The sequence below is a fragment of the Bacillus xiapuensis genome (genome assembly GCF_002797355.1).
Taxonomy (GTDB): domain Bacteria; phylum Bacillota; class Bacilli; order Bacillales; family Domibacillaceae; genus Bacillus_CE; species Bacillus_CE xiapuensis.
Map to the genome: position 1 here is coordinate 1,742,811 of NZ_KZ454939.1, position 26,768 is coordinate 1,769,578.

Here is a 26,768-nt window from a genome sequence, read left to right on the forward strand (position 1 = left end):
TTCTTTATTTTCGGGCGCGGGAAAGAATCCGAATAGGAGTTCCTTCAAAGCCAAACGCCTCACGGATACGGTTTTGCAAGAAACGTTCATAAGAAAAGTGCATCAGCTCCGGTTCATTTACAAAGAAGACAAAGGCCGGCGGCTTAACGGCTACTTGAGTCGCATAATATATTCTCAGACGCCGCCCTTTATCAGACGGGGCAGGGTTCATGGCTACCGCGTCCATAATCACATCATTCAGTACACTTGATTGTATGCGCAACGAGTGGCTTTCACTAGCCATGTTGATCAGCGGCAATACTTGATGCACCCGCTTCTTCGTTTTAGCTGAAACAAAAACGATCGGCGCATAATCTAAAAATAAAAAATGACTGCGGATCTTCTGCTCAAAGTCTTTCATTGTTTTCTCATCTTTTTCTACTGCGTCCCATTTGTTTACAACTATAATAACTGCCCGGCCTGCCTCATGCGCATAGCCCGCAATATGCTTATCCTGCTCCCGAATGCCTTCTTCTGCGTTGATGACAACTAAGACGACGTCCGAGCGTTCAATCGCCTTTAAGGCGCGCAGTACACTGTATTTTTCGGTTGTCTCATATACCTTTCCCTTTTTGCGCATGCCGGCTGTATCAATGATGACATACTCTTGTCCTTCATAGGTGTAGGATGAATCTGTCGCGTCCCTCGTCGTTCCGGCTACATCGCTGACGATCACCCGTTCTTCCCCTAATAGGGCATTCACTAATGAAGACTTCCCAACATTCGGACGGCCAATCAGCGAAAATTTGATGACATCCGGCTCATACTCTTCTTCCTCTGTCTTTGGAAAATGTTCCACGACGGCATCGAGCATATCGCCGAGACCAATCCCATGGGCGCCTGAAATCGGGAACGGCTCCCCGAAGCCTAGTGCATAAAAGTCATAAATATCAGCGCGCATTTCCGGGTTATCCACTTTATTGACTGCCAGCACGACCGGCTTTTTGGAACGGTATAATATTTTCGCAACTTCTTCATCCGCGGAAGTAACTCCTTCCCGGCCGCTTGTTATGAAGATAATCACATCTGCTTCCTCTATAGCGATCTCAGCCTGCTGCCGAATTTGCTCCAAAAATGGTTCGTCTCCCAGATCAATCCCGCCGGTATCAATCAGATTGAATTCATGATTTAGCCATTCTCCTGTACTGTAAATGCGGTCTCTCGTTACGCCAGGAATATCTTCGACAATGGAAACCCTTTCGCCGACAATTCGGTTGAAAATGGTTGATTTTCCGACATTCGGCCGGCCCACAATGGCTACTACTGGTTTCACCATTTCATTCATCCTTTCCATACATACATTCAATGATGTCTATGATCATTATGATCTTCGTCCGTATAAATAAAACCCTTCCGTTATAGAAGGGTTTATGAACTCATTTATTCTAACAATATTCTCCGCCGCAAGCAACTAAAACCATGAAACAGCAAGCCGGATTATTTTCTCACGCTGAAGCTTGCAGGACGGCAGCCGCGAACTTGCAGCCAGTGGTATGTCTCTCCCGTGAGCACGAGCGGCACCTGCTGAAGTTCCTTGATCGTTTTAGCACCGAGAGCGCACATCATCAGCTGCAGATCTGAATGAATGCGGTCTATTTCCGCAAGCAACTGTTCAAAGCCATGCTCCAAAAGGATTTTTAACAGACGGCCAGCCATGCCCGCACCGCTTGCTCCAAGAGAGAGCGCTTTAACTGCATCAAGACTGCTCTGTATTCCGCCCGAAGCCATCACAGGCAAAGAAGGGGACACGCACTTCGTCTCCACAATAGAAACAGCTGTTGTGATCCCCCAATCATTAAAGAAGGGGAGGGCGCTGCTTCTGCGGGCATTTTCGATTGCAGCAAAATTAGTTCCTCCAAAACCGCCGACATCAACTGCTGACACAGGCAAAGCGGCTAGCTTTTGAACCGTCTCCATCCCCATTCCGAAACCCGTTTCCTTTACGAAAACAGGGACAGTCAACGCTTCAGCGATCGCTTGAATCCGCTCAAGCGCCCCTGCAAAATCCCGATCTCCTTCAGGCATAGCCAGTTCCTGAATGGAATTGAGATGAATTTGCAAAGCGTCGGCTTCGATCATTTCAACCGCTGCCTCAGCCTGCCCAACGGTGGCTTCACTCCCCAAGTTAGCCCAAATTACTCCCTTAGGATTCACTTGCCGGACAACTTGGAAGGTGCGGCGTTCTTCTTTGTTTTTAAGCGCTGACATTTGCGAACCCACTGCCATCGCCAAACCCTTCTCTTTAGCGGCTTCTGCTAATTGTCCATTAATGCGCTCCGTCTCGCGGCCTCCGCCTCCAGTCATTGCATTGATAAAAATTGGCGAACTTAAAATAAGTCCGCCAATTTTTGTTTGAAGAGATATATCTGCTAAAGCGACATCCGGGAGGCTTTGATGCACAAATTTCACATCGTCAAATCCGGCTTTCCGGCTTTGCCCAGTCGAGAGTGCATATTCAATATGTTCTCTTTTTCTTTGTTCCCTCGTCACTTCTCATCACCGTTTTCTCAGTTAATTAATAGGAGTTCTTCCAATGGTGAATTAATCGTTATTCTTTAACCCTTTTAGCTTGTCGCCAATCATTTCTCCCAGCTGAAAGCCCGTGCTTTCCTCCGGCATATCGTAAGAAGTGTCCGCTTCTTCAGCAGCGTATTCCTCCAACTGCTTCATGCTTAAAGATAAGCGGTTCTCTTCTTCATTTACATCAAGAACCTTTACTTTCACTTCTTGGCCTTCTTCCAGCACCTCATGAGGAGTACCTATATGTTTATTGGAGATTTGAGAAATATGAACCAATCCTTCTACTCCAGGGAATACCTCGACAAATGCACCATAGGAAACAAGGCGCTTCACCGTTCCTGTCAGCTCTGCGCCAACGGGAGCCTTTTCCGCAATATCTGTCCACGGGCCAGGCAGCGTTTCTTTGATGGACAATGAAATTCTTTCGCTGTCGCGATCAACGGATAAAACTTTCACCTTCACCTCTTGGCCCTCTTGGATGACATCGGAAGGTTTTTCCACATGCTCATGAGAAAGCTGAGAGATATGGACTAAGCCATCTACTCCGCCGATATCAACAAATGCGCCGAAGTCTGTCAGGCGCTGAACTTTGCCGTCAAGGACCTCTCCCGCCTGAATTTCAGAAAGCACTTTCTTTTTATTTTCCGCTTTTTGCTGATCCAGCACCGCGCGATGGGATAAAATCAGACGGTTTTTATCCTGCTCCAGCTCGACAATTTTGAAGCTTAATGTTTTTCCTTTATAATCTTCAAAATCCTCAACGTAATGATCTTCAACTAACGAAGCTGGGATGAAGCCGCGGATGCCAAGATCAACCACTAGACCGCCTTTTACGACCTCTTTAACTTCCGCATCAAAAATTTCTCCTTCTTCAAAGCGCTTCTTCATTTCTTCCCACGCTTTTTCCGCGTCTGCTTTCCGCTTGGAAAGGACGTACAGATCATCCTCTTCTTTTGTCACAAGCAACTCCAGCTTATCGCCTTCCTGTACGACATCTGTTGCTTTTTCCACATGAAGGCTGGATAGCTCGCTGATGGGAATGATGCCATCCTTCTTGCTGCCTTCAATTTCCACCTGCACTTGCTTCTCTTCCACTTTCACTACTGCCGCTTGAACTTTGTCTCCTACCGAATAGTTATTTACCTCTACTTGGTTCATATCCTCTGTCATATGTACTCCTCCTTAATACGAAACTGCTAACAATTAATTGAAACCATTCTTTCTATTAACTTCTAACAATTACCGTCATTTGTCAAGTGAGAAGGTTCTTAACGGTGTTGCTCTTTCAGCTGCCGGATCGTCTCCATAATCACTTCTGTCGCTTCTTCAGCGCTGGCCTTGCTGCTTCGCAGCTCCGCCATATCAATCGGCGGTCCATAAATCACTTTCAATTTACGGAACATTTTATATGGCCCAATGATGGCGCATGGCACAACGGCCGCCTCCGTGCGCAAAGCGAAAAACCCGGCTCCAGCCAGCCCTTTCCTTATTTCACCGTCTTTTGAACGCGTACCTTCCGGAAACAGCCCGAGAACTTTACCCTCTTTCAAATATCTTAAACCTTTCCGAATGGCCTCCCTGTCACTCATGCCTCTTTTTACAGGGAAGGCGTTTAAATTAGCGACAACCTTTCCAAGCACGGGCACTTTAAACAGTTCCTCTTTCGCCATGAAAGAAACTGGGCGAGGAGCTGTAATGCCAACAACCGGCGGATCTAAGTTGTCAATATGGTTGGAACAGAGCAGCACGCCCCCCTCGGCTGGAAAATGTTCTCTTCCGTGAACTTCAATGCGGTAAACCGGAGTTAAAATCGTTTTCACCACCGCTTTGGCAATAGAGTAGAAGGTCATTGCGCCCCCTTCCTTTCTTGCACGACTGACATAATTTTTTCAACAACATCTTCAATCGATAAAGAAGTCGTATCTATTTCCACAGCATCTTCCGCTTTTTTTAGCGGAGCCGCCGCTCTTTCCGAATCGATCTTGTCGCGAAGAATGATCTCTTCTTTTAATTTCTCTAAATCTGAAGAAAATCCTTTCGCAATATTTTCTTCATGTCTTCTTTTTGCCCGTTCTTCCGTGCTGGCTTTAAGAAATATTTTTACTTCCGCCTGCGGGAGAACATGAGTGCCAATATCACGGCCATCCATGACAACTCCGCCGTTTTGGGCAAAAGCTTGCTGGCGCTTGGCCATTTCCCGCCGGATTGAGGGATGCTTAGCAATCAGAGACACCGTATTTGTTACTTGATTCGTTCGGATTTCCGCTGTCACATCCTCTTGATCAAGAAGAACATGCTGTCCGCTTGCCCCCGGAACGAAAGCAATCTCCGTGTCACAAAGCAGGTTCATGAGCTTGCTTTCGTTTTCAGGATCCACCTTGTTGAGCAGTGCTTTATATGTAAGGGCCCGGTACATCGCACCTGTATCGATGTATATATAGGATAATTTTTCAGCAATGATCTTCGCGACCGTGCTTTTTCCAGCCGCAGCCGGGCCATCAATGGCAATTTGAATGTTTCCTGTCATGATTTCACCTTCTAATTCATTTAATTTCTTTATTTTATCATATAAACAATAGATATTCTTCATAAAAAAAACCCGCCCTTAGGCGAGTCCTTTTCTTTTGAGAATAATTTGGCGTTCAAAACAAAAGCGCATAATCAATTGCTGATCCTTGCCGGATATCTCAGTAAATTGAATGGAGGCAATAGCGCGATTGGTTTTTTCCTCGGTGTGCAGGCGAACAACTTTTCCAACGGTTTTGAAATAATAATGTTGCCCTGACTGCATAGGAATCGATAAATAAATCGCGCCCTCTTCTCCTGCCTCCAGTTCTTGGCCAGCAGGCAGCGGAATAGCAAAACCTCCGGCGCTTATATCAAGAGTCGCGGAAGTAAAGGCGGGGCGGCCTTCAAAGTGAAGGGCGACATCCACCGCAGTGGCGACCCTGACAAATCTCCTACGCTGAATCCGCTTGTACTCTTTGATGCCAGGGTCCTTCAAGATTAACAGCTGGATGTTCTTTTTTGTCCTCCCGATCACTTCCGTCGAAAACATATACACAGCGGAAGCGGCTTGCGGATCAATAAACTCAACCTTCAGCTTCGTATCATCCATCAAAAAAGCCGTTCGGTTCGTCTTTAAATTCACTGGATAATCAATGTATATCTTGCCATCTGATATGTCCGCTATCTTGCAGCGGAGAGTTTCTTTTTCATTCATTTCATCCGTATCTTCCATGGGCTCTAGCATTAGGTCCAATCCCACTTTAAGCATCGCTTTTCACTCATCCTAACTCTACATTTGTAGTCCCTTTTTACTATGTTATCTACCAAAATTATAGAGGGTGCCGCTTAAAAATGCAATAAGTTAGGAACTTTTTCATACGCCACAATGAATCCGCATGCAGGGTATCCTAATCTCCCCCTTCAAGAGTAAAGCGGGGAGATTAAGACCGCTAAATACCCGATTTGTCCATGTCTGTACGATTTGGGTGATAAAGGCATTGGAATGTCAGACTTTATTCTTCGTTGCGGCAGCGGGGAATAAAAGAAGATATCCGCTGCTTGAAACTTCACTTTATAGCATTTGATCGTACACAGGCTCCGCAGACTTCAGCTTCTCTACTTGCTCTTCTGTGCCGTCTTTGGCATTGATCATGATCCGGTAGGTTTCATCTCCTAATGTTCCTAAAAATTCGTAACAAAGAACTTCTTGATTTAAATCGTTCTTGATAACAGCTAAGCGCTTATCCTGCACCTGGACATTTGAATTCAACGAGCGAATCGCTTGTTTTTCGGTTAAAGCAGGCTTAGGCAATTGGCGGTCAGAACGATTTTCAATGTATTCGCTGGCGGTGACGCCTACGATTTGCCCATTATCAAGGGCAACCTTCACCTTTAGCATCTCAGGGTAAATCCGAATGCCGTCTTGCACTCCCACAAAAGTGAACAACCCGACATGATCATATTGAGCACTATCCAGCAATTCAACGTTTTTGAATTTATGTTGTTTTAGAAAGGCGGCCGCTCTGTTATTTGCTTCATTTAAGCTGATCTTCGGCTGGCTGATTTCCCGGTTGACGATGAACCAGATCGGATGCCCGCCTTTCCGGGTTAAATCCATGGTGGCTTCATCCCCATTTTTATTCCTCATATTGACACTATAGAACGAAAAGTCAGATCCTTTTCCGCTTTTTGTCACTTTTATTTGGTCCGCATCTTTAAAACCGGTAAAGGCTTTCGCTTTGCTGACAGCCTCTTGCTTTGAAACTGGCTTATCATTTAATGCTTTTAAGCGCTTATTTTCCAGATCTTTCCCCTGCCCAGGAAATGTGTTTACATTTGTGTCGCTGTAACCTTCCGATTTTTTCTCCACTGTTTTAAATCCATCGATAATGGTGTTGTCTGTCCCTTCCTTTTCCGTGGCCAATGCAAGCTCCACGTCCATCCAGCGCAAATTGTCCTTCAGTACCATATGCTGCACTTTCTGAAGCTCATTTTGAATGTCGGCAGATTGCTTGTGCAATTTTTTTAAATGATTATATTCTTCCTTGGTTAAAGGCTCTTTCTCCAAATCTCTAACAGCTGCTTTATAACTGAATTCCCCGATGTTTCCAAGGAATTCTTCCGTCTTATTAAAAGGCAGCAGCGTCAGCGGCAGCTGGCCGACATCACTTTGCGCCTCCGAAGTTAGCCGCCAAACATCAGCCAATGCCGGCGATATTGATTTTCGTGAATTCATTGCCAGAGTGGCTCCAATTTGATCATGGATTCGATTCACTCCATAGCTTAAATCATGAAACGCGCGCTGATAGCTATTTTCCGCATTAATTAATACAGCGTTTTTTTCCCGATGTTCTTGATAGCCCCAAATTCCTGTACCGACGGCGACTAATGATAAAACGATTATCGTTGCAGTGCGCAGCATGTTTTTCCCCCCTTTTTTTAATCGCAGAAAATATGCTTGCCGATTTTTTTAATTTGCGGTCTCGTCCATATCCATTTGCTTGTAGCCGTATCCGGGTTGAAGTAATAAAGAGCATCTTCCGTAGGATCCCAGCCGTTGATTGCATCAAGCACCGCCCGCTTGGATGTTTCATTCGGCGTCATCCAGATTTGGCCGTCCGCTACAGCCGTGAATGCCCGCGGCTCAAAAATGACCCCAGATACCGTATTAGGGAAGCTTTTACTTTCTATTCTGTTCAAAATGACCGCCGCAACAGCCACCTGTCCCTCGTATGGCTCTCCGCGAGCTTCGCCATGCACCGCATTGGCAAGCAGCCGGATATCATTCTGTGTAAAGCCCGGAGGAACACTTGTAGCAGTGGCCTTTCGGTTAGCCGTTTTTTTCGCTTTGGATTGTTTGCCGTAATGGGTAAAGGAGCGGCCTTTTCGAATTTGATTTTTCACATAGGCTTCGTTGTATTTTGAAGCTTTCACAAGTTTGTTTTTAGTGGTTCCTCCTACTAAACCATCGACCGGCAAACCGAATGCCTTTTGGAAATTCCTTACCGCCCAATAGGTGCCCCAGCCATAAACTCCGTCAATCTTCCCTTTATAATAACCGACGTATTGAAGTCTTGACTGCAATTCAATCACATCGTCCCCATATGCCCCCTTTTGAAGGACTTGCCCGGAGAAAGCCAATGCCATATTTGGTGAAGCAGCTGCGGTTGCGGTCAGCATACTTAACACCAGCCCAAACATTACAGCCGTTTTTTTCATTTTTGGACAAATTCTCATCTTTTTTACCCTCCACATGATATATGATGTGTAATGGTATTTTTAGCAACAGGCGTGTTTTTATGCAAAAAAAAGAAGCTCTTTTGCAATCAAGAGCTTCTTTCACGCCATATCCGGCGATGATGCTGTTCTGTCAGAATATGCGCTTGTTTAACTTTCTTTAAAGCAAACCACCATAAGAACAGCATAAACGGAACGATATAATAGATCCAAGTCGTTTCTAAATACAGGATATAATCAAAAAAACCATGCAATAAGAAAGGCAGGAAAAAAGATAGCAGGAGCAATTGTTTTTCGTTTCCTTCCCGGCTAAATTTCGCTTTTCCTAAATAGAAGCCCATCACCACACCAAAAAGAGCGTGTCCTGAGACGGGCAACAGCGCCCTGATAAAAGCATGCTCCACCCCGTGAGCAAGCAAGTAAAGAATGTTTTCGCTTGACGCAAACCCTAAAGAAACGCTGGTTGCGTATACGATCCCGTCATAAGGCTCATCAAAATCAACATGCTGATAGATTAAATAAAACAAAATAAACCATTTTCCAAACTCTTCAAGCAATCCCGCAGACAAAAAGGCGTTGATCATATGGGGAAAAGTAATGCCTTCTTCGATAAGGACATACTGAATAAACATGGTTGGAAATGTGAGAAGAGCGCCGTAAATAAAAGCTCTCGCCACGGTAAGGACCGGCTCGGTTTCATACGAATCTCGAAGATAGAAATAGCATAAAAGAGCGAGTCCTGGAGCGATCCCTGCCGAAAAGATTGCCAGCATAAGTCTGTCCTCTTTTCTTTCTGTTTTCTTCATCGTATCATAAATAAAAAGGATACAGAATATGTATCTGCAAATTTTCCTCAGGAGGTTTTTCTTTTGTCTAAAAAAAGGATTTTTGTTATCCATACAGGCGGAACCATTTCGATGATGGAGGATAAAGAATCGGGTGCTGTAAAGCCCGGTGAGCAGAATCCATTGCTTGTGTCAACCAGCTTGCTTAATGAAGCAGCCACTATTACGACCGCCGAGCCTTTTCATTTACCTTCCCCCCATATCACTCCGAAAGAAATGCTGGAGCTGAAAAAACTGATTGAGGATACATGCCAGACAACGGCGGTGGACGGCGTTGTGATTACTCACGGAACTGATACACTTGAAGAAACGGCTTACTTTCTTGATTTAACGTTAAGCACCGACCTTCCCGTTGTTGTCACAGGGGCAATGCGCTCAAGCAATGAAATCGGCGCCGACGGCTTATACAATTTGCTTTCTGCCGTCCGGGTAGCTGGCTGTGAGGAAGCTAAGGGAAAAGGGGTACTGGTCGTACTGAATGATGAGATTCATTCTGCAGAGAACGTGACGAAAACGCATACAAGCAATGTGTCAACCTTCCAAAGTCCGCAATACGGGCCCATTGGAATTGTTACCAAGCGGGAAATCATCTTTCACCACGCACCTACGGATCACCAGCACTTGGAAGTGGCGGATGTTCATAAGCGAGTCGCTTTAATCAAAGCCTACGCAGGAATGGATTCATATCTGCTGACCGCTTTAAAAGACTTGCATTACGACGGTGTCGTCATTGAAGCTTTAGGGCAAGGAAATCTGCCGCCAGCAACTGTACCGGCCGTGCAGGCGCTGCTTCACCAAAATATTCCGGTCGTACTCGTCTCAAGATGTTTCAATGGCATCGCTCAAGATGTTTATGGCTACGAAGGAGGAGGCAAGCATCTGAAAGAGCTGGGAGTGATCTTTTCAAATGGATTAAACGGCCAAAAGGCCCGCTTGAAATTACTGATTGCTCTCTCCTCGACAAGCGACTTGCAGCAAATAGAACAAATTTTTGAACAGTGAAGTAAGTCATTGAAAAGAGGCGGAGCGCTTCCGAGCCGAAATGCTCCGCCGTTTTCAGCACGGTTCTAAGCCCCGAATATAGCGAAGCTTCAAACAGTGGTGTTTTCTTTCATCGCCCACTGCTGAAAAAAGGCCTCCAGATGGCATGCTTGAACGAATTGGGCATTTAGCGGCAGTGAGCTTGCCCTTAAATTTATGGTTTCCCGCTCCATTTTTGAATAGTTCGTCTTACGGCAGCTTACACGCCGGGGAATAACGGGAAATTTCCGGCTAAACAGTCAAAAACAGCTGGAGCACCAGCTGTTTTTTTGTTTCATTGAATTAAAGTGATTTCATCCATCGCCAAGGCGCATAATCTTCAAGGAAAACCGCACTCAGCTCATCAGCTTTCTATATGGATATTCTCTCTGGCAGCGATGGCGGCTGCAATTTCTCTTCCGTGAAACCTGCCGTTTTCAATAAAGATTTCATTGGCGTTATTTCCCGCTGCAATAACCCCGGCAATAAAAATACCTTCCACATTTGTTTCTTTCGTTTCATTATCATAGATGGGCCGGCCGCTTTCCTCATCTACTTCTACACCGATTTTTGTCAAAAAGCTGTGATCCGGATGATAGCCGGTCATAGCAAAAACAAAATCATTCTTTAATCGCTTTTGGACGCCGTTCTGGTGATAAATGACTTCATCCTCTGTAATTTCATCCACTTCCGCCTCAAACTTCATGGCGATTTCTCCGTCACGAACGAGCGCTTGAAATTCAGGGAGTATCCAAGGCTTAATGCTGGAAGAATAGTCATTGCCCCGATACAGCACGGTCACTCTGGCTCCGGCCTTATGAAGCTCAAGGGCCGCATCAACTGAAGAGTTTTTTCCGCCTATGACAACTACATCCGTGTCAAAATACGGATGCGCTTCTTTAAAGTAGTGAAAAACCTTTGGAAGATCTTCTCCAGGTATATTCATGTAATTCGGATGGTCGTAATACCCTGTGGCAATCACAACATAAGGGGTTTCATACCGCCCTTTTGCCGTATGTACATGAAAGACTCCATTCGCTTGCTTCTCCACCTTCTGCACACACTCAAAGCGGTTGATGCGCAGCTTCTTCAACTTCACAACTTCCCGGTAATAGGTCAGCGCCTGATTTCTTTTGGGCTTCCGCTCTTCAATTATGAAGGGCACATCCCCGATAGCCAGCTTCTCACTTGAACTGAAGAAAGTCTGATGAGTGGGATAGCGGTAAATGGCATTGACAATATTGCCTTTTTCAATCACTAATGGGTTTTTGCCCATTTCTTTCAAAGCGATGGCCGCTGAAAGTCCGCAGGGCCCTCCGCCTACAACAATACATTCTTCCTTTTGCATACTCTTCTCTCCTTATATCCGAACAAAAAAATTTCCTATCATTTAAATGATAGGAGAAACGGCAGCTGAATTCAAACATTATCGTTTGACAGCTGTTTGATAAAGTGATCATACACTTTCATTAAAGCATTAGAAGGAATCACTGTCAAAGCGTATTCCTCCAGCATTTCCACAGACAAGCTTGAATAGGTTCCGTACTCCTTTAAAACCGCTTCAAATAATTCATACTGCTGGCTGAAATCAAAGGAAAGACAAAGGTAGTAAGCCCCTTTAAAATAAAAGAGAGAACTTGAAATCGGCCTGATTCTCTTTTCATCATGCACTAAGCTGATAACGTTCTCAATATCTGTAAATTTAATGGTATGTTTGAATCCACGCTCACCCGCCCGCGCAATCGCCGCCTCCTTTAGCTTATCCAAAAACTCCAAATGCTCAATGGTTAATATCAGCACCAGCTCTTCTCCGGCCATTGAATGCACTTCTATCGCGATCATTCCTTCTGTGTCTATTTTCAATTGTTCTTCAATCGCCTCGAGCATTTCATCGAATATTTCATGCCAAATAAAAGAATCCTCCAAGATGTGCTTCTTTAAACAGCCTTTTTTCCTTAACTCTTCATAAGTAATCGTCAGTTTCACCTTATTATCGGATAACCGTTCTATCTTCATCATTTGCTGCCCCCTGCGTAAGGACCTCTTTACGACATTCTATGAAATCGTACGCAGTTGGTGAGTTGATCGGCGGCAAAAAATTATTTTCCTTCATTTAGCCATCGTTCCCATTCTTCTCCAGAGTTGCCGATAATGAACGGCTTGGCTTTAATTATGAATTCGGAGCGGTCTTTTAGTGTATTGACGGCCTTTCCTCCAATCCCTATTTCTAAATTTCTCCACTCTTCTTTTAAATGATGAATCCATTCCACCGTTTCTGCCAGGTTTTCAGCCCTTGTGACCGAAAAAAACAAATATTTCGGTGCAGCGGTACGCAAGGCAGCCTTCAGATCACTTTCTTTCAAACCGGAGCCTAAATAAACGACCTCATAACCCCTCCGCCGAACAAACAACGTGAAAAGCATTCCATCCGTCTCATGCTGCTCTCCCGGCCCGCATACCGCCATTACTTTAGGGAGCATGCTATTATAAGTAAGGGAATGCATGATCATTTTGATTCTGGTATGCAAAATGGATAAGGCAAAATGCTCATGCGCAGCCGTGATTGTCCCCTCATTCAGCATATCTTCAATCCGACCAACCGCCCCCGCCAATAGATCATCCGTCACTTTATCCATCGTGTAGAATGAAAACGCTTGATTGATGTATTCCTGAGCCTTTCTTTCATTGAACGCCAGCAGGGCCTGCAATAACCCCTCAGAAAGCGCTTGCTGCTCGTTTTCAGCTTTTTCTCTCTCCATATCACGGCTGTCCATTAATGAAATTGCTTGGCTGATGGTAAAGCCCTGGCTTACTTTGGCTGTGAGCCCCTTCAATAATTGCACATCCTCTTCCGTATATAGGCGATGACCCGATTCATTGCGAACCGGATCCAGTATTTGATATCTTCTTTCCCAGGCACGAAGGGTTCCTGGCTGGATGCCCACTATGTTGGATACCGCTTTAATATTATATTTGCCATCGTTCATCGCAGCACTCCTCCTCCCTGATTCCTCCAAAATCATACAATCAACCTTTAAACAGCGGGGCTTTCTGTCCTTCCCGCTGCCGAAAAAAAGGACATGGCTGCCACCGCAGCGTCCGGTTGCAGCACCTTAGTCATCTGCATGATGCAGGCCCGAACGAATCGGCCATTTTGGCTCACCTAGGCTTTTGATTCTCCGCCCCATTCTTAAAGGGGCTAAAGGCAGCTTGCATACGGAATAACTATCTGCTGGAGCCTCTTAATTAGAGGAAACGATTGTAATTAAATGGGTCTCTGCCCGGGCACCGAGACGAAAAGGCAAAGTGCTTGTGCCATAGCCATTGCTCACCAGGATCCACATCTTTCCTTGCCTTTTCCATCCCCCCTGCTTGTATAATCCCATGCCGAACAGCCGTATCTGCCCTCCATGTGTATGCCCGCTCAAAAAGAGAGCGACCCGATCGTCATCACTGATTCTTTTGGCAAATAGCGGGTTATGACTGATCATAATTTTACAGGCACCCTCAGGCACCTGAGAAAATGTCTGTTTCTTATCGCTGTAGCCTTTGCTCAGATCATCAACGCCCAATATATATATTTCCTCTCCGGCTGCGGTTCGCCAGCGATAGGATTCATTGCGCAATACTTTGATGTCCTGCGCCGCCAGCAGAGATTTCATCTCGTTCTGGGGCAGCTCGTAATCATTATTTCCCCACACAAAAAAAACAGGAGCCACCTCCCTTAGCCTGCGCAAGTTATCCGCTATTCTTCTTCGGCTGACGCCTCTTTCCGCAAGATCTCCCCCGATGATAACAACTTCCGCCTTTCCCTTCACTTGGTCAATAATGGACGGATGAATTTTTCGGCGATGAATATCGGATATAAAAAAGACGGTCACCGGCTTTCGGCCACGGTAATCCTTGACAGCCACCGTATCCTTTTTCACATCATTGCGCAATCCTTCTATCCACATATAAAGCAAGAAGCTCCCTCCGATAAGAGCCGCAAAAACGATAAACCCCATCATTTCAATTCATCCTCTAAACGATATAGTTAATAAATAATACTCAGAATAACAGAAAGAGGCGAAAAAATAAATAATAACTGGCCAAGGATTCCCATACAATAGAATGAAATAGTGAAAGAGGAGGAAGGGAATGGATACAAATCTATGGTATCGGACTTACCGCCCATTCATTGGCCCGATGGATCCCTGCCCGCCGATCAGAATAAAGCGCTATTCAACCCCGCCGCAATTATTCGTCGGCTATCAGCCTGAGGGTTTGAAACAGTTCTCTCCGCACGCTGCTTTAAGAAAAGGAACGCTATGGCCATGTTTTTTTGATCCTTACTTTTCAGTAAAAGAATTGAGCAAGGGGGCGAAAAGATGAAGCAATTGACCCCTGAGTATTACCGTGAGCTTGAAGAAATCCAAGCGACTGATTTTGTCATTGTAGAGCTGGCGCTTTACTTGCACACTCATCCGACGGATATGGCAGCCATTCAGCAATACAATCAATTTGTCAAGCACAGCAAAACGTTAAAGAAGCAATTCGAACAGACGTATGGAGCGATGACGAGCTTCGGCTATAGCTATTCCCGCTGCCCGTTTGATTACAAAGAAGAACCATGGCCGTGGCAAGTGTGAGCAAACAGACCAAGAAAGGAGAATTCTATGTGGGTTTATGAAAAGAAGCTGCAATATCCCGTCAAAGTCAGTACCTGCAATCCTACTCTGGCTAAGTTCCTGATTGAACAATATGGCGGGGCGGACGGCGAACTCGCAGCCGCTTTACGCTATATGAATCAGCGCTATACAATCCCCGGTCCGGTTGTCGGGCTGTTAACCGATATCGCCACGGAGGAGCTTGGACACTTAGAAATGATTGCAACGATGGTCTATAAATTAACGAAAGACGCAACTCCTGATCAAATGAAGGCGGCGGGTCTGGGAGCTCATTATGCCAATCATGACCGGGCGCTCTTCTATGAGAATGCCAGCGGTTCTCCGTTTACAGCGACCTACATCCAAGCAAAAGGAGACCCTATTACCGATTTATATGAAGATATCGCGGCTGAAGAAAAGGCTAGAGCTACCTATCAGTGGCTGATTGACCTAAGTGATGATCCCGATATTAATGATAGCCTCCGCTTCCTTAGAGAACGGGAAATTGTGCATTCGCAGCGTTTCCGGGAAGCGGTGGAGATCTTGAAAGAAGAACGGGATCGCAAAAAAATATTTTAATTGAATATAAGAAAGAACCGAGCTGCCATACAAGCTCGGTCTTTCAGCCTCTTCCCCTGTCTGGCTAAGAACAGATTTCTCCGCATGATAAGCCTCCCGCTTCCTTATCCATTCAGCCTGTTGCTTGTATTTCATCAGCTTCAGCGGAATGTTCCACTTTTTCATTGACGATGGAATTCGAAGATCCCTTATCTTGCTGTTCATATGTGTACCAGAAGGCAGTAAGGAATGGAAGAAGGATGAAAAAGAACAGCAGAATTTTCAATAACAGGTTCTTCTTCTTTTCATTCTCTCCTCTTCTTTCTACACGGGAAGATAATTCCGCTTCATGACTTTCTCTTTTTTTCGCGGGAACTTTCTGCAGTTCCTGGCGATGTTTTCTTGCTAATTCTCTGTAAGGGTCCACGGTCAATTTCTATCCCTTCTTTATGAATGATTTCTTTTTGCTTCGGTTGCGTATCGCCAATCCAAGCATAAAATCAATGATAAAGTGCATCGTTATCGTCACAGCGAGATTGCCTGTCATTTCAAATAGCCAGCCCATTCCAAAGCTTAACAATACAACGTTCAAGGTTAAATACCATTTGAATAAATACCGGATGTGAACGAGTGCAAAGATCAGACTTGCTGCCGCAAATCCCAAAGCTGTCTGCAGAATCCCGCGAAAGAAAAGCTCTTCCGCCACAGCCACTACGAATGCGATCATAAAGATGCCCCCTGCTGACCGGTTCGCAAACAGCTTCTCGTTCACTCCGCCATCATCATAATACTTATCCGGAAGCCTATTCATGAGAAATAGATCCAGGCCAACTACCGCCAGTCCGGAACCGGCTCCCCAAAACAAAATATCAAATAAGGACCATTGAAACAATGTTTTAAATGCTGCTAGATCTTCAAGCACAATCGGCATGAGTACGAAGGAAAGAAGCAGCAGGGCGAATTGTGTAAGATACAGCGCCCTCACGACTTCCTTATTCGTCATTTGTTTGATAAGATCCGCTTGGTTACTTTTTTTCATTTGTGTGCTTGATCATCCCTTTTCCCTTAATAAAGAGGCTAAGATCACTTCCCAATTCTCGTCTTCTCTTTCTTGGACGGATGAGCTGCCTGAGTACGAAGCGAGTTCTAAGCCGCAGACGTCACAGCAGGGCTCACGCTTCGCATCGAGCTTTTCTTCAAAATACTCCAATATGCCTTCTCTTCGGCACTGATTAGAATGGATCCAGCGCAGGATGACTTCTCTTTTTTTCTTTTTTTGCTCCAGCCTGCTTTGGCGCTTGCAAATAATCGATTGAGCGATCTCCTCATCAGAACTCTCCGCATCTTTTTTGACATAATGAGAGATAAATCGGTACTGCACATCTGTCAGGCTAAGCTTTTGCATCAGTTCATTGGAGGAGCAGCTATGCTTGTATAAAAAATAGCTATAAATTTGTTCATCTGTCGGGAACTCCGCTTCTGCCATCATAGAATGAAGCGCCTCGTCTCCCGGCGTGTACATTAATACAGCGATCGCCTTTCTTCCGTCCCGGCCGGCACGGCCGATTTCTTGCACATACGATTCCAGCTGTGACGGCATCTGATAGTGAATCACAAAACGAATATTCTCTTTATTGACTCCCATTCCAAAGGCGTTAGTTGCACAAACAACCTCCAGCTCATCCCTTAAAAACTGCTGCTGAATAAGAATCCGATCCTCCTGATTCATGCCGCCATGATAATAAGCCGTTCTCGTCACGCCATGTTCTTTTAACCATTCAGCTCCCTCTTCCGCTCCGCGTTTGCTTGCAAAGTAAATAATGCCCGGTTTTTCAAGGCTTACGGCTAGTTTCGCCAAGCGGTCCATCTTTTCCCTTCTCGCTGAAAGCTGTTCAACAGCCATCGCGATAGCCGGGCGGTCCACAGAAAAAACCCATTCCTTCGCTGCTTCGATTTTTAAATGATGCAGAATATCCCGCCGGACTTCCGATGTAGCGGTGGCTGTTAAGGCGAGCGTCAACGGCTGCCCAAGCTCTTCCCGCACCTCGCCCAGCAGGCGATAATCAGGCCGGAAATCATGCCCCCATTGTGAAATGCAATGAGCTTCATCCACAACAAACAGAGATAGCCTCACTTGCTTTAATGCGTGAATCACCTTTCGGGACATCAGCATTTCCGGTGACATGAAAATAAATCGGTAGTTTTGCAGCTGGTTCAATACTTGTCTTTTTTCTGTGAAGGACAAGAAGGAATTGATTGCAATCACGCTCTTCTCCCCGCGCATTTTCAGCTGCTCGGTCTGATCCTGCATTAAGGATAATAGCGGAGAAACAATGAGCACAGCGCCCTCTAGGATGTAGGCAGGAAGCTGATAACAGAGGGATTTTCCCGTTCCTGTCGGCAGCATGGACAATGTATGCTGGCCCGAAAGCAGAGAATCAATCGTTTCCTTCTGGCCTGTCCGGAAGGAAGAGTAGCCGAATTGTTCCATTAAGACTTTCTGAATATTTGCCATGCTATCACCTGCTGTATTTCGCCAACACTAGTCTGATCTGAAAATACGTCACATTGGGGTGCTGGTCTTTTATTGGCTTTAATTTTTTATGCATTTGTCCGCTGGCGGTCTCTACTATAGCGGCAGCTGCCTCTTCACTCACAAATGGCGAGATGGAAAACTCGGGAAGATTTAATGCCAATTCGACAAGATGGTCTTCCACTGTGCTCATTTTCAGCCTTCTTTTTGCTGCTATTTCCTCCGGTGAATATCCCCGCCGAAGCAGCTCAGCCGTTCTTCTTGCAGAATGCGTTAATACCACCGGCTGATAAATATCCTCTATCATTGCGAATAGGAGCGGGAGCTGTGAGGAACGCTGAATAATGTGCTGAATAAGGAAGTGCAGCAGGTTTAAGAAGCGATACCAGTATTCCGTTTCCTCAAGCTTTAATACAGCCGCTGCTTGCGAGGCCGTTTTTCCGGTTCGCTTGCTTCCGGATAACCGAAGAACAGCGATGAGCGGATCTTCTGCTGTTTGGCTTTTCAAACTGCTTGACAGTTCTTGATAGAGCTTGGATGCCAGCTGCTGTTTTAACAAACCTTGCTGTCTCAAAAACACTTTCAGCCAGCCGTGAATCGTTTCATCTCTCGTCACTGGCAAATATCGGGTTTGTTGTGAGATTAAATGAGAAGCCACCTGGACAAGCAGCGTAAGCCGCTTCCAGAAGATCTGCGCACAGCCCTGCAGCTGCAATCCGCGAACAAACTGCAGCGGCGGCAGGATGTCCTTCCATTTAGAAAGCTGCTTATCGCCGCAATCGGTTAGATAAACCACTTGTTCTTTTTGAATGATCCACCCTTTTTCAGTAAAATCATGAATCCAGCGCTCGAACTGGTTCCGTTCAAGAAAAGGAGCGGTATGAAACCATTTGTCCAGTTCAAACAGGTGGGCATCTTGAAGCGTTTGGGACGATTTCTTGCCTTTCAGCAAATGATACACGGAAGAAGCTGTCCTTTGTCCGCTAATTTTTTTAATCATTAAAAGAACAATCGCCTGAATAAACGACATTTTCTCCTCCTTTTCATGCTTTTCTCCATTTTACCATGAAACACAGCAAAAATAATGAACAGAGTGATTGCTCTTTATGAAAACCCATACAATTTCGATGCGTGAACTTTTTATTGAAAAGTCCATTCATCACATATACAATGGAAAGTAGAAGTTTTCAATCATTTCGATTGACTGAATCCAACTAGGATTTTAGATACATTGAGGAGGTTGCATTATGGCAAAATACACAATTGTTGATAAAGACACATGCATTGCATGCGGTGCATGTGGAGCAGCAGCGCCGGATATTTATGACTATGACGATGAAGGCATCGCCTTTGTCATCCTGGACGACAACGAAGGAACAGCAGAGGTCCCTGAAATTCTTGAGGAAGATATGCAAGATGCGTTCGAAGGCTGTCCGACAGATTCCATCAAAGTAGCAGATGAACCATTTAACGGTGATCCGTTGAAATTTGAATAGTGGCCTTTAGCCCCTGTCAGACGGCAGAGGCTTTTTTTTGCATTTAAAAAGGCTGCCCTTTCGGTTTCAGGGCAGCCTTTTCGCTCAGGCGCTTTGCGCCAAGTTTTGTTTTTTCATCCAAATGTGAATGCGAGCATATAGAAGCAGGAAGACTGTGGCCAGAAGAATCCCTTTCACAAAGTTAAAAGGAAGAATCGCTGTGATGACAAGCTGCTTTGTTTCAGGGGCGCTCATCGCCGGCGCATTCAAAAATATAGTGTATGCCGGTAAGATCACGTAGTAGTTAAGAACACTCATGATAATGGCCATTGCAGCTGTTCCGGCAAATAAGGCGCCAGTCAATCCTGTTTTCGATTTGAATTTTTCATGGATATAATATACCGGAAGAATAAAGGTAATACCCGCAACAAAATTAGCCAGATGGCCCACTGGAACGCCGGTCGGGCTTCCGGTCATAAAGAAGTCCAGGACGTTTTTGATCAGCTCTACTAAAATACCGGCCATAGGCCCAAAAACGAGCGCGGCTATCAGTGCAGGAATATCACTGAAGTCAATCATTAAAAAGCTTGGAAACGGGGGGATCGGAAAGTTAAGCAGCATCAATAGATAAGACGATGCACTCAACAAGCCCACCGCTGTAAAAGCACGAATATTTTTCTTTCTCATTCCAATCTCTCCTTCTCCTCATCCATCTTACACAAGAAGAAAGGCTGCCTGTTATTCAAGAAACAATAAACCCTCAAGCATCATTGCTTGAGGGAGAAGAAGCCGTGCTCAAATAGACGTTTAAATTTGTACATTTTAAACGCTGGCAGACCTTCACCTTCTCCCATCCAGACTGTTACTGTCGGCTTTGGATTCACACCAAATCTGCCTTTCGGCTCGCGGGCTCGGAAATCCTTCTTCCACACCGCCGGTCGGGAATTACACCCTGCCCCGAAGATGAAATGATATGGTTTTGTTCTTATTATTACCCTTGGAAGGCGATGATGTCAAGATTTTATGCCTTTTCTTTCTGATACATTTTGATTGAAAATAAGGAGTTTTGATCCTTTTGAGGCCCAACCAGACCCCAAATAACTAGTATCTCAATCACCTATTCAAAACATAAAAAAGCCCCGCTCATCGCAGGACTATGCATTAACATAACTCACACTTAAAACAAACGATTGATTCATGAATACTCTCACTTTTACGACCATCACGACTATGAGAAAAAATCAAACAGCTTAAGCCCATTAGAATTCAGGACTCAAGCCGTTTAAAGCACTTTTATTATTTCCACTGTTTACTTGGCAATGAACCGTTCACTTTATCTATTTTACTACTTTTACGTATTCAGCTTTGATCCAAGTGCTCTGACCAAGATCATACCAGCCATCCTTCGCCGCGTACACTTTAAATGTTTGTCCCGGATCTACTTTTGCTTTATATGCCCCGTTGGGCGCTTTGTAAACATTCACTTGTCCGTTATAATCAACCGTCGCGCGATACTGTGTTACTGTAACGTGAGCAGCGTTTATCCAAGTATTATTTCCTATGTCATAGTATGTACTTCCATCTGTTCCAACAGCTTTGTTATATACTTTATAACTTCCGCCATTAGGCAAAGTGCCTTTTAGTCCATAGCCTGGGGCACCAAAAATATTAACATTTCCGCCGCCGTCAACGCTAATTCTTAAAGTCGCAAATGTTCCATCATACTTATGATATTGAACTTCCGTTTCTTTTCCTAAGTAATTTAATGGGTTAACTGCATTAGACTTTGAACCATTCCAAGTACCTTTATGTAATTCGAAATGTAGATGTTGACCTGTAGAATCACCAGTATTACCCATGTAACCAATAATGGTTCCTTGCTTTACTGTTTGTCCTGCTGATACTGTACGGCTTCCTGGTCTCATATGAGCATACACCGTTTCATAAGTGACTCCATTTATGTTGTGTTTTATAAATACAACTTCTCCATAAGAGCCTGAATAATATGATTTGTTCACTATTCCGCTAGCTGAAGCCTTAATCGGTACAGTACCGGATTTAGCGATATCAATACCATAATGCGCCCCGCCTCTAGAACCAAACGTATCGGTAATGACTCCTTTAGTTGGCCATATAAATGTCGAAGCAGCCGATGAGGAATTTGGCATAATCCCCAATGTCGACAATAGTAAAACAAAAGAAGCTAATAGAATACTGAGACTTTTCTTCATTGCTTTTTCCTCTCCCTTTCAATCATCTAGTACTATATTAATATACCAAACATTATTTTCCAATAATAGATATTTAATCCTAAATAGTATTTTTTGCCTATAAACAACCTAAAAGAACCATTGAATATGAAAATACAAATCCAACCACTTAAGTGATCCCTATTTTTTTAAATACTGCTATTATGTACAGGTTGTCTCAATAGACTATTTCATTATATCATTGCTTGGCTTTAGATTTTGTATTTTTCTTTCTCTCTTTGTTATAGAAAGGGGCTTTTAAGAATACATTACTGCTATTTTAGACATTCCCTCGGCTTCTGAACGCGATTTTCAAATAATTCTCGGCTTATCTTGTCCAAATCTGGATTGCTGTTCGTATGCTAACATTCACAACATATCTGGCCTTTTAGTTATTCCACCCATAAATCGATTCACCACCTGTTGCTTTTTATGAGGTAAGTTGTTTTAAGGAAATCTGGAAACTGACACCTTCTTTTAATCATAAAACGGAGGAAATAGTAGAGATCACTGGACATTACGTTAAAAAAGCAATGAACCGATCCTTTAGTTTCATATAATACAAAAAATCAATATATGGCACGCAACGCATACTGCCTTAAACAGAGAGAAGCAACTCTCTTGATACATGAATATTAAGAAAAATTATTTATTCTACTGCTCTATCCCCTCTGGGAGATAGAGCAGTAGAATAGGCACGGCTCCTTAGCTATTATCATTTACTTGTTGAAGGACTTCAAACGATCTGCGCTAATGGGCAAAAAAATTATCATGGATCATTCACCAATTAAACCAACAATTCTTCTACTGTATAAATGGACCTACACAAATAAACGGTACCATAACCAAACTTTGCTGAGCTTGAAAATAGAAATTATTCATACTATATTATGCGTTATGATGCTTATCCCTTTATGTACCGTCCTGGGTTTTCCCAGGTACATTGGTTGTTTCTCTTTCTTTTTTGCTTTCATTTTTGGATTGGGCCATCCCGCCCCCAATAATCAGCAATGTTACACATAAAGCCATTAATAAGGCAATCGTAAATCTCTTAAGATAATCCATCATGTTGAGTCGCCTCCGCCAAGCTGTTTTTTAATTTATTCCGCCTCTCTACTTGTATGATTGAAATCGTTTTCAATATGACTCTTTTTAACGCGCAGACCGCCCGTTTTTATGCTCATCCATTCAAAAGAAGCGGTCTCGCCAAGAATCAGGCGAGACCGCTTCTTTATTGATTGGGGAGATAGAAGGAGAAAGTTGTTCCTTGCCCCAGCTTGCTTTGCACTTTTATGCTGCCGCGATGCGCTTCAATAATGTTTCTGGCAATCGATAATCCAAGCCCTGTTCCTGAGCGGCCTCTTGTTCTCGCCTTATCGGCTTTATAGAAGCGTTCAAAAACAAACGGTAAATCCTCTTCCGGAATGCCCGCCCCCGAGTCTTGAACATACACGTGATTCCCTTCGAGCTTGGATTGCAGGCTTACCCGGACAAAGCCGCCTTTTGGCGTATGGCGCAGGGCGTTATCGATTAAATTCGTCAGCACTTGTTCAATACGGTCAGGATCAAGATTTGTCTTGACCGCTTCGTCAGCGACCGTTAACTGCAAGTCTATGCCCTTTTCTTTCGCCAAGCCTTGAAACTTATTCGTTACCCGTTTCAAAAAAGAAGGCAAATCGACTTCTTCTAAATTTAACGAAATATGCCCCGCTTCCATCCGCGCCAAATCGAGCAATTCGTTGACCAGCCGTCCCATTCTTAATGATTCATCATAAATAATTTTCGCAATATCTTTCTTTTCCTCTTCGGATGCAGCGATATCATCCACGATGGCTTCACTGTATCCTTGCAGCATAGAAATCGGTGTCCGCAGCTCATGAGAAACATTGGCGATAAAATCTTCGCGGAGCTTATCCAGCCTTCGTTCCTCGGTCATGTCCCTCACCACCGCGACGGCTCCCCGCACAGATTTAGCGTTATAAAGGGGGCTGACAATGACGACATAGGAACGCCCCTGTATCGGTAATTCACCGATTTGTTCGGTTTCTGTATACACCGCCTTCTTCAGCAGCTCTTTAAGCAAGGTCGGCATCATTTCTTTTGTTGCCCCGTTTTCTTTTTCATAATACCAGTTTTGCAAAAATCTCTCAGCCGGGGGGTTCGTAATCAGGATGGTCCCGTCTTTATTGAACGTAATCACACCGTCTGCCATGCTGCTCAAAATGCTGGCAAGCTGCTCCTTTTCTTGGTTAAGAGCATGAATATTATAATTGAGCTGCTTGGCCATTTGATTAAAGGAAGTGGCTAATGCGCCAATCTCGTCAGTCGTTAAAATCGGCACTTTCGTATCGAATTTCCCTCTGGCTACCTCGGTTGCTGCTTCCCGCATTTTGCGCAAAGGCGCTGTAATCCGGGTGGAAAGGAAGAAAGCAAAAATGGTCGTTAGCACGATTGCAATTCCCGCTGCTAACAAAATCAGCTTTGTCGTTTGCTGGGTAGTTTTTTTAATCACTTCAAGTGACTGATAAATAAAAACAGCCCCGTCTTCCCCTTTTTTCATTTCCAGCGGTGCAGCAATGACGATAGAGTTTTCATGACGGCCCGCCTGATTGCCGTCTTGGACGGGAAGTTCGGCCTGAACTTTTTTTCTTTTTGTAAAAACTTTGGATAAAACCGGGTCGTTTGCAATCTCATCCTGCTCTAACGTCGGCCGCTTGTTTTGATCATGCGGCGCATAATAAAATTTCTGCTGATTCTCTGCAATGATCACGTGAACCGGATCGTCCACTAAATCCCAAGCGACCCGCAAGCCTGTTTCCTTATCTTCATGATCGGAAATGACTTTCGATATTTTCACAGCCGTATCCGAAAGCTCCTTTTCCACTTCCTCTGTATGATAACTTTCAAAAAACTCCAACAGCAGAATCGTCAAGAAGAAAAGGACAAAGGATACGAGCAGCAAGATGGTCATCCAAAGCTTGCCAACTACACTTCTCCAAAGCCTCATTCATTCACGACCTCAAATTTATAGCCGACTCCCCAAACAGTGACAATCATTTTAGCCGCTTGCTCTGATACTTTATTCAGCTTTTCTCTCAGGCGTTTGACATGGGTGTCTACAGTGCGCAAATCGCCAAAGAATTCATAGTGCCACACTTCCTTTAGCAAGTGCTCGCGATCAAATACTTTATCTGGAGACTTCGCCAGGAAATGCAATAGTTCGTACTCTTTTGGGGTTAGATTCACTTCAACTCCATCAGCTGTCACGCGATGAGCATCATTATCAATCGTTAAATGAGGATAAACGATTAAATCTTTGGATTTAGTATCGGTCTGCAAATAGGTCGTAGGAGAAGATCTTCTCAGCAGCGCTTTCACGCGCAGCACGACTTCCCTCGGACTAAACGGTTTGACAATATAATCATCGGTGCCGACTTCGAAGCCTTGGACGCGGTTTGCTTCCTCTCCTTTTGCCGTCAGCATGATCACCGGCGTGGCTTTTTTTTCTCGGAGCTCCTGGCATACTTCTATTCCGTCTTTGCCGGGCATCATTAAATCCAAGAGAATACAATCATACTCTTCTCTTAGCGCCATTTCTAAAGCAGCCTCCCCGTCTTCCGCTTCATCGATGAGATAATTCTCCCTTTCTAAATACATGCGCAGCAGCCTGCGAATTCTTTCTTCATCATCTACCACTAGAATTTTAGCCTCAATTTCCAACTTCACAACCTCCCAAATTCATGCATGCTAGCATTCGTATACACTGTCTTTTCCTGTTTCAATTATTAACTAATCGTTTCATTTTTTCAATTACTCCATTCCTGTTAAGCGCTTTCGATTTCTTTGCGCTTCATTCACACAAGCAAACTTGCTTGTGTGAATGAAGCGGTTCAGCTGACGCGCCCTATAAAAAATCCCCCGCCATAAGCAGAGGATCCTGTTTAAGGAGTGGCGTATGAATGCAGTCCGGCAATTACTAGGTTTACTGCTACCAAGTTAAACATAATAATTACAAAGCCTACTACTGCCAGCCAGGCAGACCGTTTTCCGTGCCATCCTTTGGACAATCTCAGATGCAAAAAGGCAGCATAAAAGAGAAATGTAATCAAAGCCCATACTTCTTTCGGATCCCAGCCCCAAAATCTCGACCAAGCAATCTGCGCCCAAATCATCGCGAAAATTAAACCGCCCAGTATAAAGACAGGAAAGCCAATCAGTACGGCGCGGTAGCTGACTTCGTCCATTAAATCGGAATCCACATTCTTGGCAAGCGGCTGAACGAGCGCTCCGATCCGCTTGCGGGTAAGCAGACGAATCAGCACATAAATCACAGCCCCGGCTAACAGCGACCAAACTAATGTGTTTAATTTCTTCGCATTAACAAATCCCGGAACGTGAACGAGCGGTTCAAACTTGCCCTCCGTCATCAGCTCGCCTTCATTAGGGCCGATGAGTGCGGGAATGGCATACGTTTCTGTCGCTGGGTTCCCATCTTTGTTTATGTATTCGAACTTCGCTTCGTAATCAGCTAGGGTGAACGAGGTTGTGACCGCAACGAACCCCAGCACAGCTACAAGGCTGTACATGACGATTTCCAGCCAAACCGTTTGCTTGCTTTTCACCGTTTGATCCACGTTTTTCACTAAATAAATCAAGCCGGCAACAAAGCTGATTCCCAGAATCCCTTCTGCCGCAGCTACTGTCGTTACATGGATAGTCAGCCAGTGGCTTTGAAGAGCGGGAATGAGCGGATTAATATCTCGCGGGAACATGCTGGCGTAGGCAATGATAATCATCGTCACCGGCAGGGCAAACAGCCCGAGAACCGTTAACCGATAGATCAAAAAGATTAGAATAAATCCAGCAACGAGCATCATTGAGAAAAATGTAACAAATTCAAATAAATTACTCACCGGTGCATGTCCAGCCGCAATCCAGCGGGTGATAAAATAGCCTAATTGAGAAATAAAACCGATAACCGTGACAGCAAAGCCCAGCTTTCCCCAGCGGTTGACTTGATCTTTATCGGTCTCATGCTTTGAACGGATGGAACCCCCGAATAAAAAGGTGGCAATTAAATATAATATAAATGCAGCGTAGAGAAGATTGCCGCTCCATTGCACTAAGTCAGACAT

The 26,768-nt window shown here is 44.5% G+C and carries 28 protein-coding genes and 1 riboswitch; of the genes, 5 read left to right on the top strand and 23 right to left on the bottom strand.

The window, feature by feature from the left end; all coding sequences use genetic code 11:
• Window positions 1–4: 4 nt before the first annotated feature.
• The 9 genes from der to prsW all read right to left on the bottom strand — a co-directional run bounded on the left by der (window position 5) and on the right by prsW (window position 9,077).
• A complete protein-coding gene (gene der / locus CEF20_RS08660) occupies window positions 5–1,315 on the bottom strand; it encodes a ribosome biogenesis GTPase Der (protein WP_100331430.1) in 1,311 nt (436 codons plus the stop codon).
• A 161-nt stretch (window positions 1,316–1,476) separates the two neighbouring features.
• Window positions 1,477–2,529, bottom strand: coding sequence for a type 2 isopentenyl-diphosphate Delta-isomerase (gene fni / locus CEF20_RS08665; RefSeq protein ID WP_100331431.1), 1,053 nt, complete (start codon window positions 2,527–2,529; stop codon window positions 1,477–1,479).
• Window positions 2,530–2,580: 51 nt separating this feature from the next.
• Window positions 2,581–3,729, bottom strand: a complete 1,149-nt coding sequence (gene rpsA, locus CEF20_RS08670) for a 30S ribosomal protein S1 (RefSeq protein ID WP_100331432.1) — start codon at window positions 3,727–3,729, stop codon at window positions 2,581–2,583.
• 98 nt (window positions 3,730–3,827) lie between these two features.
• Window positions 3,828–4,409 carry a lysophospholipid acyltransferase family protein gene (locus tag CEF20_RS08675; protein WP_100331433.1) on the bottom strand — a complete coding sequence of 194 codons (582 nt, stop codon included), beginning with the start codon at window positions 4,407–4,409 and terminating at the stop codon, window positions 3,828–3,830.
• A complete protein-coding gene (gene cmk / locus CEF20_RS08680) occupies window positions 4,406–5,086 on the bottom strand; it encodes a (d)CMP kinase (RefSeq protein WP_100332055.1) in 681 nt (226 codons plus the stop codon). Before cmk ends, CEF20_RS08675 begins: the two co-directional genes overlap by 4 nt.
• Before the next feature lie 78 nt (window positions 5,087–5,164).
• A complete protein-coding gene (locus CEF20_RS08685; RefSeq protein ID WP_100331434.1) occupies window positions 5,165–5,836 on the bottom strand; it encodes a flagellar brake protein in 672 nt (223 codons plus the stop codon).
• Between the two features lie 303 nt (window positions 5,837–6,139).
• Entirely contained in the window at window positions 6,140–7,489 is a 1,350-nt protein-coding gene (ypeB, locus tag CEF20_RS08690) for a germination protein YpeB (protein WP_100331435.1), read from the bottom strand.
• A 17-nt stretch (window positions 7,490–7,506) separates the two neighbouring features.
• Window positions 7,507–8,268, bottom strand: a complete 762-nt coding sequence (sleB, locus tag CEF20_RS08695; protein ID WP_408607808.1) for a spore cortex-lytic enzyme — start codon at window positions 8,266–8,268, stop codon at window positions 7,507–7,509.
• A 125-nt stretch (window positions 8,269–8,393) separates the two neighbouring features.
• Entirely contained in the window at window positions 8,394–9,077 is a 684-nt protein-coding gene (gene prsW, locus CEF20_RS08700) for a glutamic-type intramembrane protease PrsW (protein WP_100331436.1), read from the bottom strand.
• A gap of 96 nt (window positions 9,078–9,173) precedes the next feature.
• Here prsW and CEF20_RS08705 point away from each other — a divergent pair, with 96 nt between their 5' ends.
• Window positions 9,174–10,151, top strand: a complete 978-nt coding sequence (locus CEF20_RS08705; RefSeq protein WP_100331437.1) for an asparaginase — start codon at window positions 9,174–9,176, stop codon at window positions 10,149–10,151.
• A 382-nt stretch (window positions 10,152–10,533) separates the two neighbouring features.
• On the opposite strand, the gene CEF20_RS08710 is transcribed toward CEF20_RS08705, so the two are convergent.
• From CEF20_RS08710 to CEF20_RS08725, 4 genes are all read right to left on the bottom strand, one after another.
• Complete coding sequence (locus CEF20_RS08710) at window positions 10,534–11,517, bottom strand: YpdA family putative bacillithiol disulfide reductase (protein ID WP_100331438.1); 984 nt, start codon at window positions 11,515–11,517, stop codon at window positions 10,534–10,536.
• Between the two features lie 71 nt (window positions 11,518–11,588).
• Entirely contained in the window at window positions 11,589–12,188 is a 600-nt protein-coding gene (locus tag CEF20_RS08715) for an adaptor protein MecA (protein ID WP_100331439.1), read from the bottom strand.
• Window positions 12,189–12,268: 80 nt separating this feature from the next.
• Window positions 12,269–13,156: a MerR family transcriptional regulator gene (locus CEF20_RS08720; protein ID WP_100331440.1), complete on the bottom strand. Its 888-nt coding sequence runs from the start codon at window positions 13,154–13,156 to the stop codon at window positions 12,269–12,271.
• A 255-nt stretch (window positions 13,157–13,411) separates the two neighbouring features.
• A complete protein-coding gene (locus CEF20_RS08725; protein ID WP_100331441.1) occupies window positions 13,412–14,179 on the bottom strand; it encodes a metallophosphoesterase in 768 nt (255 codons plus the stop codon).
• Between the two features lie 130 nt (window positions 14,180–14,309).
• Between CEF20_RS08725 and CEF20_RS08730 the strand changes: the two genes are divergently transcribed.
• The 3 genes from CEF20_RS08730 to CEF20_RS08740 are packed head-to-tail and all read left to right on the top strand — an operon-like array spanning window position 14,310 to window position 15,397.
• Window positions 14,310–14,543, top strand: coding sequence for a spore coat associated protein CotJA (locus tag CEF20_RS08730; RefSeq protein WP_100331442.1), 234 nt, complete (start codon window positions 14,310–14,312; stop codon window positions 14,541–14,543).
• Window positions 14,540–14,800 (top strand): spore coat protein CotJB, encoded by a 261-nt coding sequence (locus CEF20_RS08735; protein WP_100331443.1) that lies wholly within the window; start codon window positions 14,540–14,542, stop codon window positions 14,798–14,800. The genes CEF20_RS08730 and CEF20_RS08735 overlap by 4 nt, the downstream gene beginning before the upstream one ends.
• A gap of 27 nt (window positions 14,801–14,827) precedes the next feature.
• On the top strand, window positions 14,828–15,397 hold the full coding sequence (locus CEF20_RS08740) for a manganese catalase family protein (RefSeq protein ID WP_100331444.1): 570 nt from the start codon (window positions 14,828–14,830) through the stop codon (window positions 15,395–15,397).
• A 112-nt stretch (window positions 15,398–15,509) separates the two neighbouring features.
• Here the strand turns inward: CEF20_RS08740 and CEF20_RS08745 are convergent, their stop codons facing one another.
• The 4 genes from CEF20_RS08745 to CEF20_RS08760 are packed head-to-tail and all read right to left on the bottom strand — an operon-like array spanning window position 15,510 to window position 18,939.
• The gene (locus CEF20_RS08745; RefSeq protein ID WP_100331445.1) at window positions 15,510–15,809 is read right to left on the bottom strand and encodes a hypothetical protein; all 300 of its coding nucleotides are present in this window, start codon (window positions 15,807–15,809) and stop codon (window positions 15,510–15,512) included.
• Window positions 15,810–15,812: 3 nt separating this feature from the next.
• On the bottom strand, window positions 15,813–16,415 hold the full coding sequence (locus CEF20_RS08750) for a CPBP family intramembrane glutamic endopeptidase (RefSeq protein WP_100331446.1): 603 nt from the start codon (window positions 16,413–16,415) through the stop codon (window positions 15,813–15,815).
• 12 nt (window positions 16,416–16,427) lie between these two features.
• Window positions 16,428–17,891, bottom strand: a complete 1,464-nt coding sequence (locus CEF20_RS08755) for a RecQ family ATP-dependent DNA helicase (RefSeq protein ID WP_100331447.1) — start codon at window positions 17,889–17,891, stop codon at window positions 16,428–16,430.
• A gap of 4 nt (window positions 17,892–17,895) precedes the next feature.
• Window positions 17,896–18,939, bottom strand: coding sequence for a YpbB family protein (locus CEF20_RS08760; protein ID WP_100331448.1), 1,044 nt, complete (start codon window positions 18,937–18,939; stop codon window positions 17,896–17,898).
• A gap of 217 nt (window positions 18,940–19,156) precedes the next feature.
• Between CEF20_RS08760 and CEF20_RS08765 the strand changes: the two genes are divergently transcribed.
• Window positions 19,157–19,405, top strand: coding sequence for a ferredoxin (locus tag CEF20_RS08765; protein WP_100331449.1), 249 nt, complete (start codon window positions 19,157–19,159; stop codon window positions 19,403–19,405).
• A gap of 84 nt (window positions 19,406–19,489) precedes the next feature.
• Here the strand turns inward: CEF20_RS08765 and CEF20_RS08770 are convergent, their stop codons facing one another.
• The 6 genes from CEF20_RS08770 to ccsB all read right to left on the bottom strand — a co-directional run bounded on the left by CEF20_RS08770 (window position 19,490) and on the right by ccsB (window position 26,768).
• On the bottom strand, window positions 19,490–20,071 hold the full coding sequence (locus tag CEF20_RS08770; RefSeq protein WP_100331450.1) for an ECF transporter S component: 582 nt from the start codon (window positions 20,069–20,071) through the stop codon (window positions 19,490–19,492).
• 151 nt (window positions 20,072–20,222) lie between these two features.
• Window positions 20,223–20,353, bottom strand: a riboswitch (FMN riboswitch).
• A 368-nt stretch (window positions 20,354–20,721) separates the two neighbouring features.
• Window positions 20,722–21,615 (bottom strand): M23 family metallopeptidase, encoded by an 894-nt coding sequence (locus CEF20_RS08775; protein ID WP_100331451.1) that lies wholly within the window; start codon window positions 21,613–21,615, stop codon window positions 20,722–20,724.
• A gap of 930 nt (window positions 21,616–22,545) precedes the next feature.
• The gene (locus tag CEF20_RS16595) at window positions 22,546–22,701 is read right to left on the bottom strand and encodes a hypothetical protein (protein WP_157796232.1); all 156 of its coding nucleotides are present in this window, start codon (window positions 22,699–22,701) and stop codon (window positions 22,546–22,548) included.
• Window positions 22,702–22,864: 163 nt separating this feature from the next.
• On the bottom strand, window positions 22,865–24,640 hold the full coding sequence (locus tag CEF20_RS08780; RefSeq protein WP_100331452.1) for an ATP-binding protein: 1,776 nt from the start codon (window positions 24,638–24,640) through the stop codon (window positions 22,865–22,867).
• Entirely contained in the window at window positions 24,637–25,353 is a 717-nt protein-coding gene (locus CEF20_RS08785; protein ID WP_100331453.1) for a response regulator transcription factor, read from the bottom strand. Before CEF20_RS08785 ends, CEF20_RS08780 begins: the two co-directional genes overlap by 4 nt.
• Before the next feature lie 221 nt (window positions 25,354–25,574).
• Entirely contained in the window at window positions 25,575–26,768 is a 1,194-nt protein-coding gene (gene ccsB, locus CEF20_RS08790) for a c-type cytochrome biogenesis protein CcsB (protein WP_100331454.1), read from the bottom strand.

Bases quoted from the DNA above. Each gene is read 5' to 3' on its own strand.
- der (WP_100331430.1), bottom strand. From the start codon at position 1,315: ATGGTGAAACCAGTAGTAGCCATTGTGGGCCGGCCGAATGTCGGAAAA.
- rpsA (WP_100331432.1), bottom strand. From the start codon at position 3,729: ATGACAGAGGATATGAACCAAGTAGAGGTAAATAACTATTCGGTAGGA.
- CEF20_RS08675 (WP_100331433.1), bottom strand. From the start codon at position 4,409: ATGACCTTCTACTCTATTGCCAAAGCGGTGGTGAAAACGATTTTAACT.
- cmk (WP_100332055.1), bottom strand. From the start codon at position 5,086: ATGACAGGAAACATTCAAATTGCCATTGATGGCCCGGCTGCGGCTGGA.
- CEF20_RS08685 (WP_100331434.1), bottom strand. From the start codon at position 5,836: ATGCTTAAAGTGGGATTGGACCTAATGCTAGAGCCCATGGAAGATACG.
- ypeB (WP_100331435.1), bottom strand. From the start codon at position 7,489: ATGCTGCGCACTGCAACGATAATCGTTTTATCATTAGTCGCCGTCGGT.
- sleB (WP_408607808.1), bottom strand. From the start codon at position 8,268: ATGTTTGGGCTGGTGTTAAGTATGCTGACCGCAACCGCAGCTGCTTCA.
- prsW (WP_100331436.1), bottom strand. From the start codon at position 9,077: ATGCTGGCAATCTTTTCGGCAGGGATCGCTCCAGGACTCGCTCTTTTA.
- CEF20_RS08710 (WP_100331438.1), bottom strand. From the start codon at position 11,517: ATGCAAAAGGAAGAATGTATTGTTGTAGGCGGAGGGCCCTGCGGACTT.
- CEF20_RS08715 (WP_100331439.1), bottom strand. From the start codon at position 12,188: ATGATGAAGATAGAACGGTTATCCGATAATAAGGTGAAACTGACGATT.
- CEF20_RS08720 (WP_100331440.1), bottom strand. From the start codon at position 13,156: ATGAACGATGGCAAATATAATATTAAAGCGGTATCCAACATAGTGGGC.
- CEF20_RS08725 (WP_100331441.1), bottom strand. From the start codon at position 14,179: ATGATGGGGTTTATCGTTTTTGCGGCTCTTATCGGAGGGAGCTTCTTG.
- CEF20_RS08730 (WP_100331442.1), top strand. From the start codon at position 14,310: ATGGATACAAATCTATGGTATCGGACTTACCGCCCATTCATTGGCCCG.
- CEF20_RS08735 (WP_100331443.1), top strand. From the start codon at position 14,540: ATGAAGCAATTGACCCCTGAGTATTACCGTGAGCTTGAAGAAATCCAA.
- CEF20_RS08740 (WP_100331444.1), top strand. From the start codon at position 14,828: ATGTGGGTTTATGAAAAGAAGCTGCAATATCCCGTCAAAGTCAGTACC.
- CEF20_RS08750 (WP_100331446.1), bottom strand. From the start codon at position 16,415: ATGAAAAAAAGTAACCAAGCGGATCTTATCAAACAAATGACGAATAAG.
- CEF20_RS08755 (WP_100331447.1), bottom strand. From the start codon at position 17,891: ATGGCAAATATTCAGAAAGTCTTAATGGAACAATTCGGCTACTCTTCC.
- CEF20_RS08760 (WP_100331448.1), bottom strand. From the start codon at position 18,939: ATGTCGTTTATTCAGGCGATTGTTCTTTTAATGATTAAAAAAATTAGC.
- CEF20_RS08765 (WP_100331449.1), top strand. From the start codon at position 19,157: ATGGCAAAATACACAATTGTTGATAAAGACACATGCATTGCATGCGGT.
- CEF20_RS08770 (WP_100331450.1), bottom strand. From the start codon at position 20,071: ATGAGAAAGAAAAATATTCGTGCTTTTACAGCGGTGGGCTTGTTGAGT.
- CEF20_RS08775 (WP_100331451.1), bottom strand. From the start codon at position 21,615: ATGAAGAAAAGTCTCAGTATTCTATTAGCTTCTTTTGTTTTACTATTG.
- CEF20_RS16595 (WP_157796232.1), bottom strand. From the start codon at position 22,701: ATGATGGATTATCTTAAGAGATTTACGATTGCCTTATTAATGGCTTTA.
- CEF20_RS08780 (WP_100331452.1), bottom strand. From the start codon at position 24,640: ATGAGGCTTTGGAGAAGTGTAGTTGGCAAGCTTTGGATGACCATCTTG.
- ccsB (WP_100331454.1), bottom strand. From the start codon at position 26,768: ATGTCTGACTTAGTGCAATGGAGCGGCAATCTTCTCTACGCTGCATTT.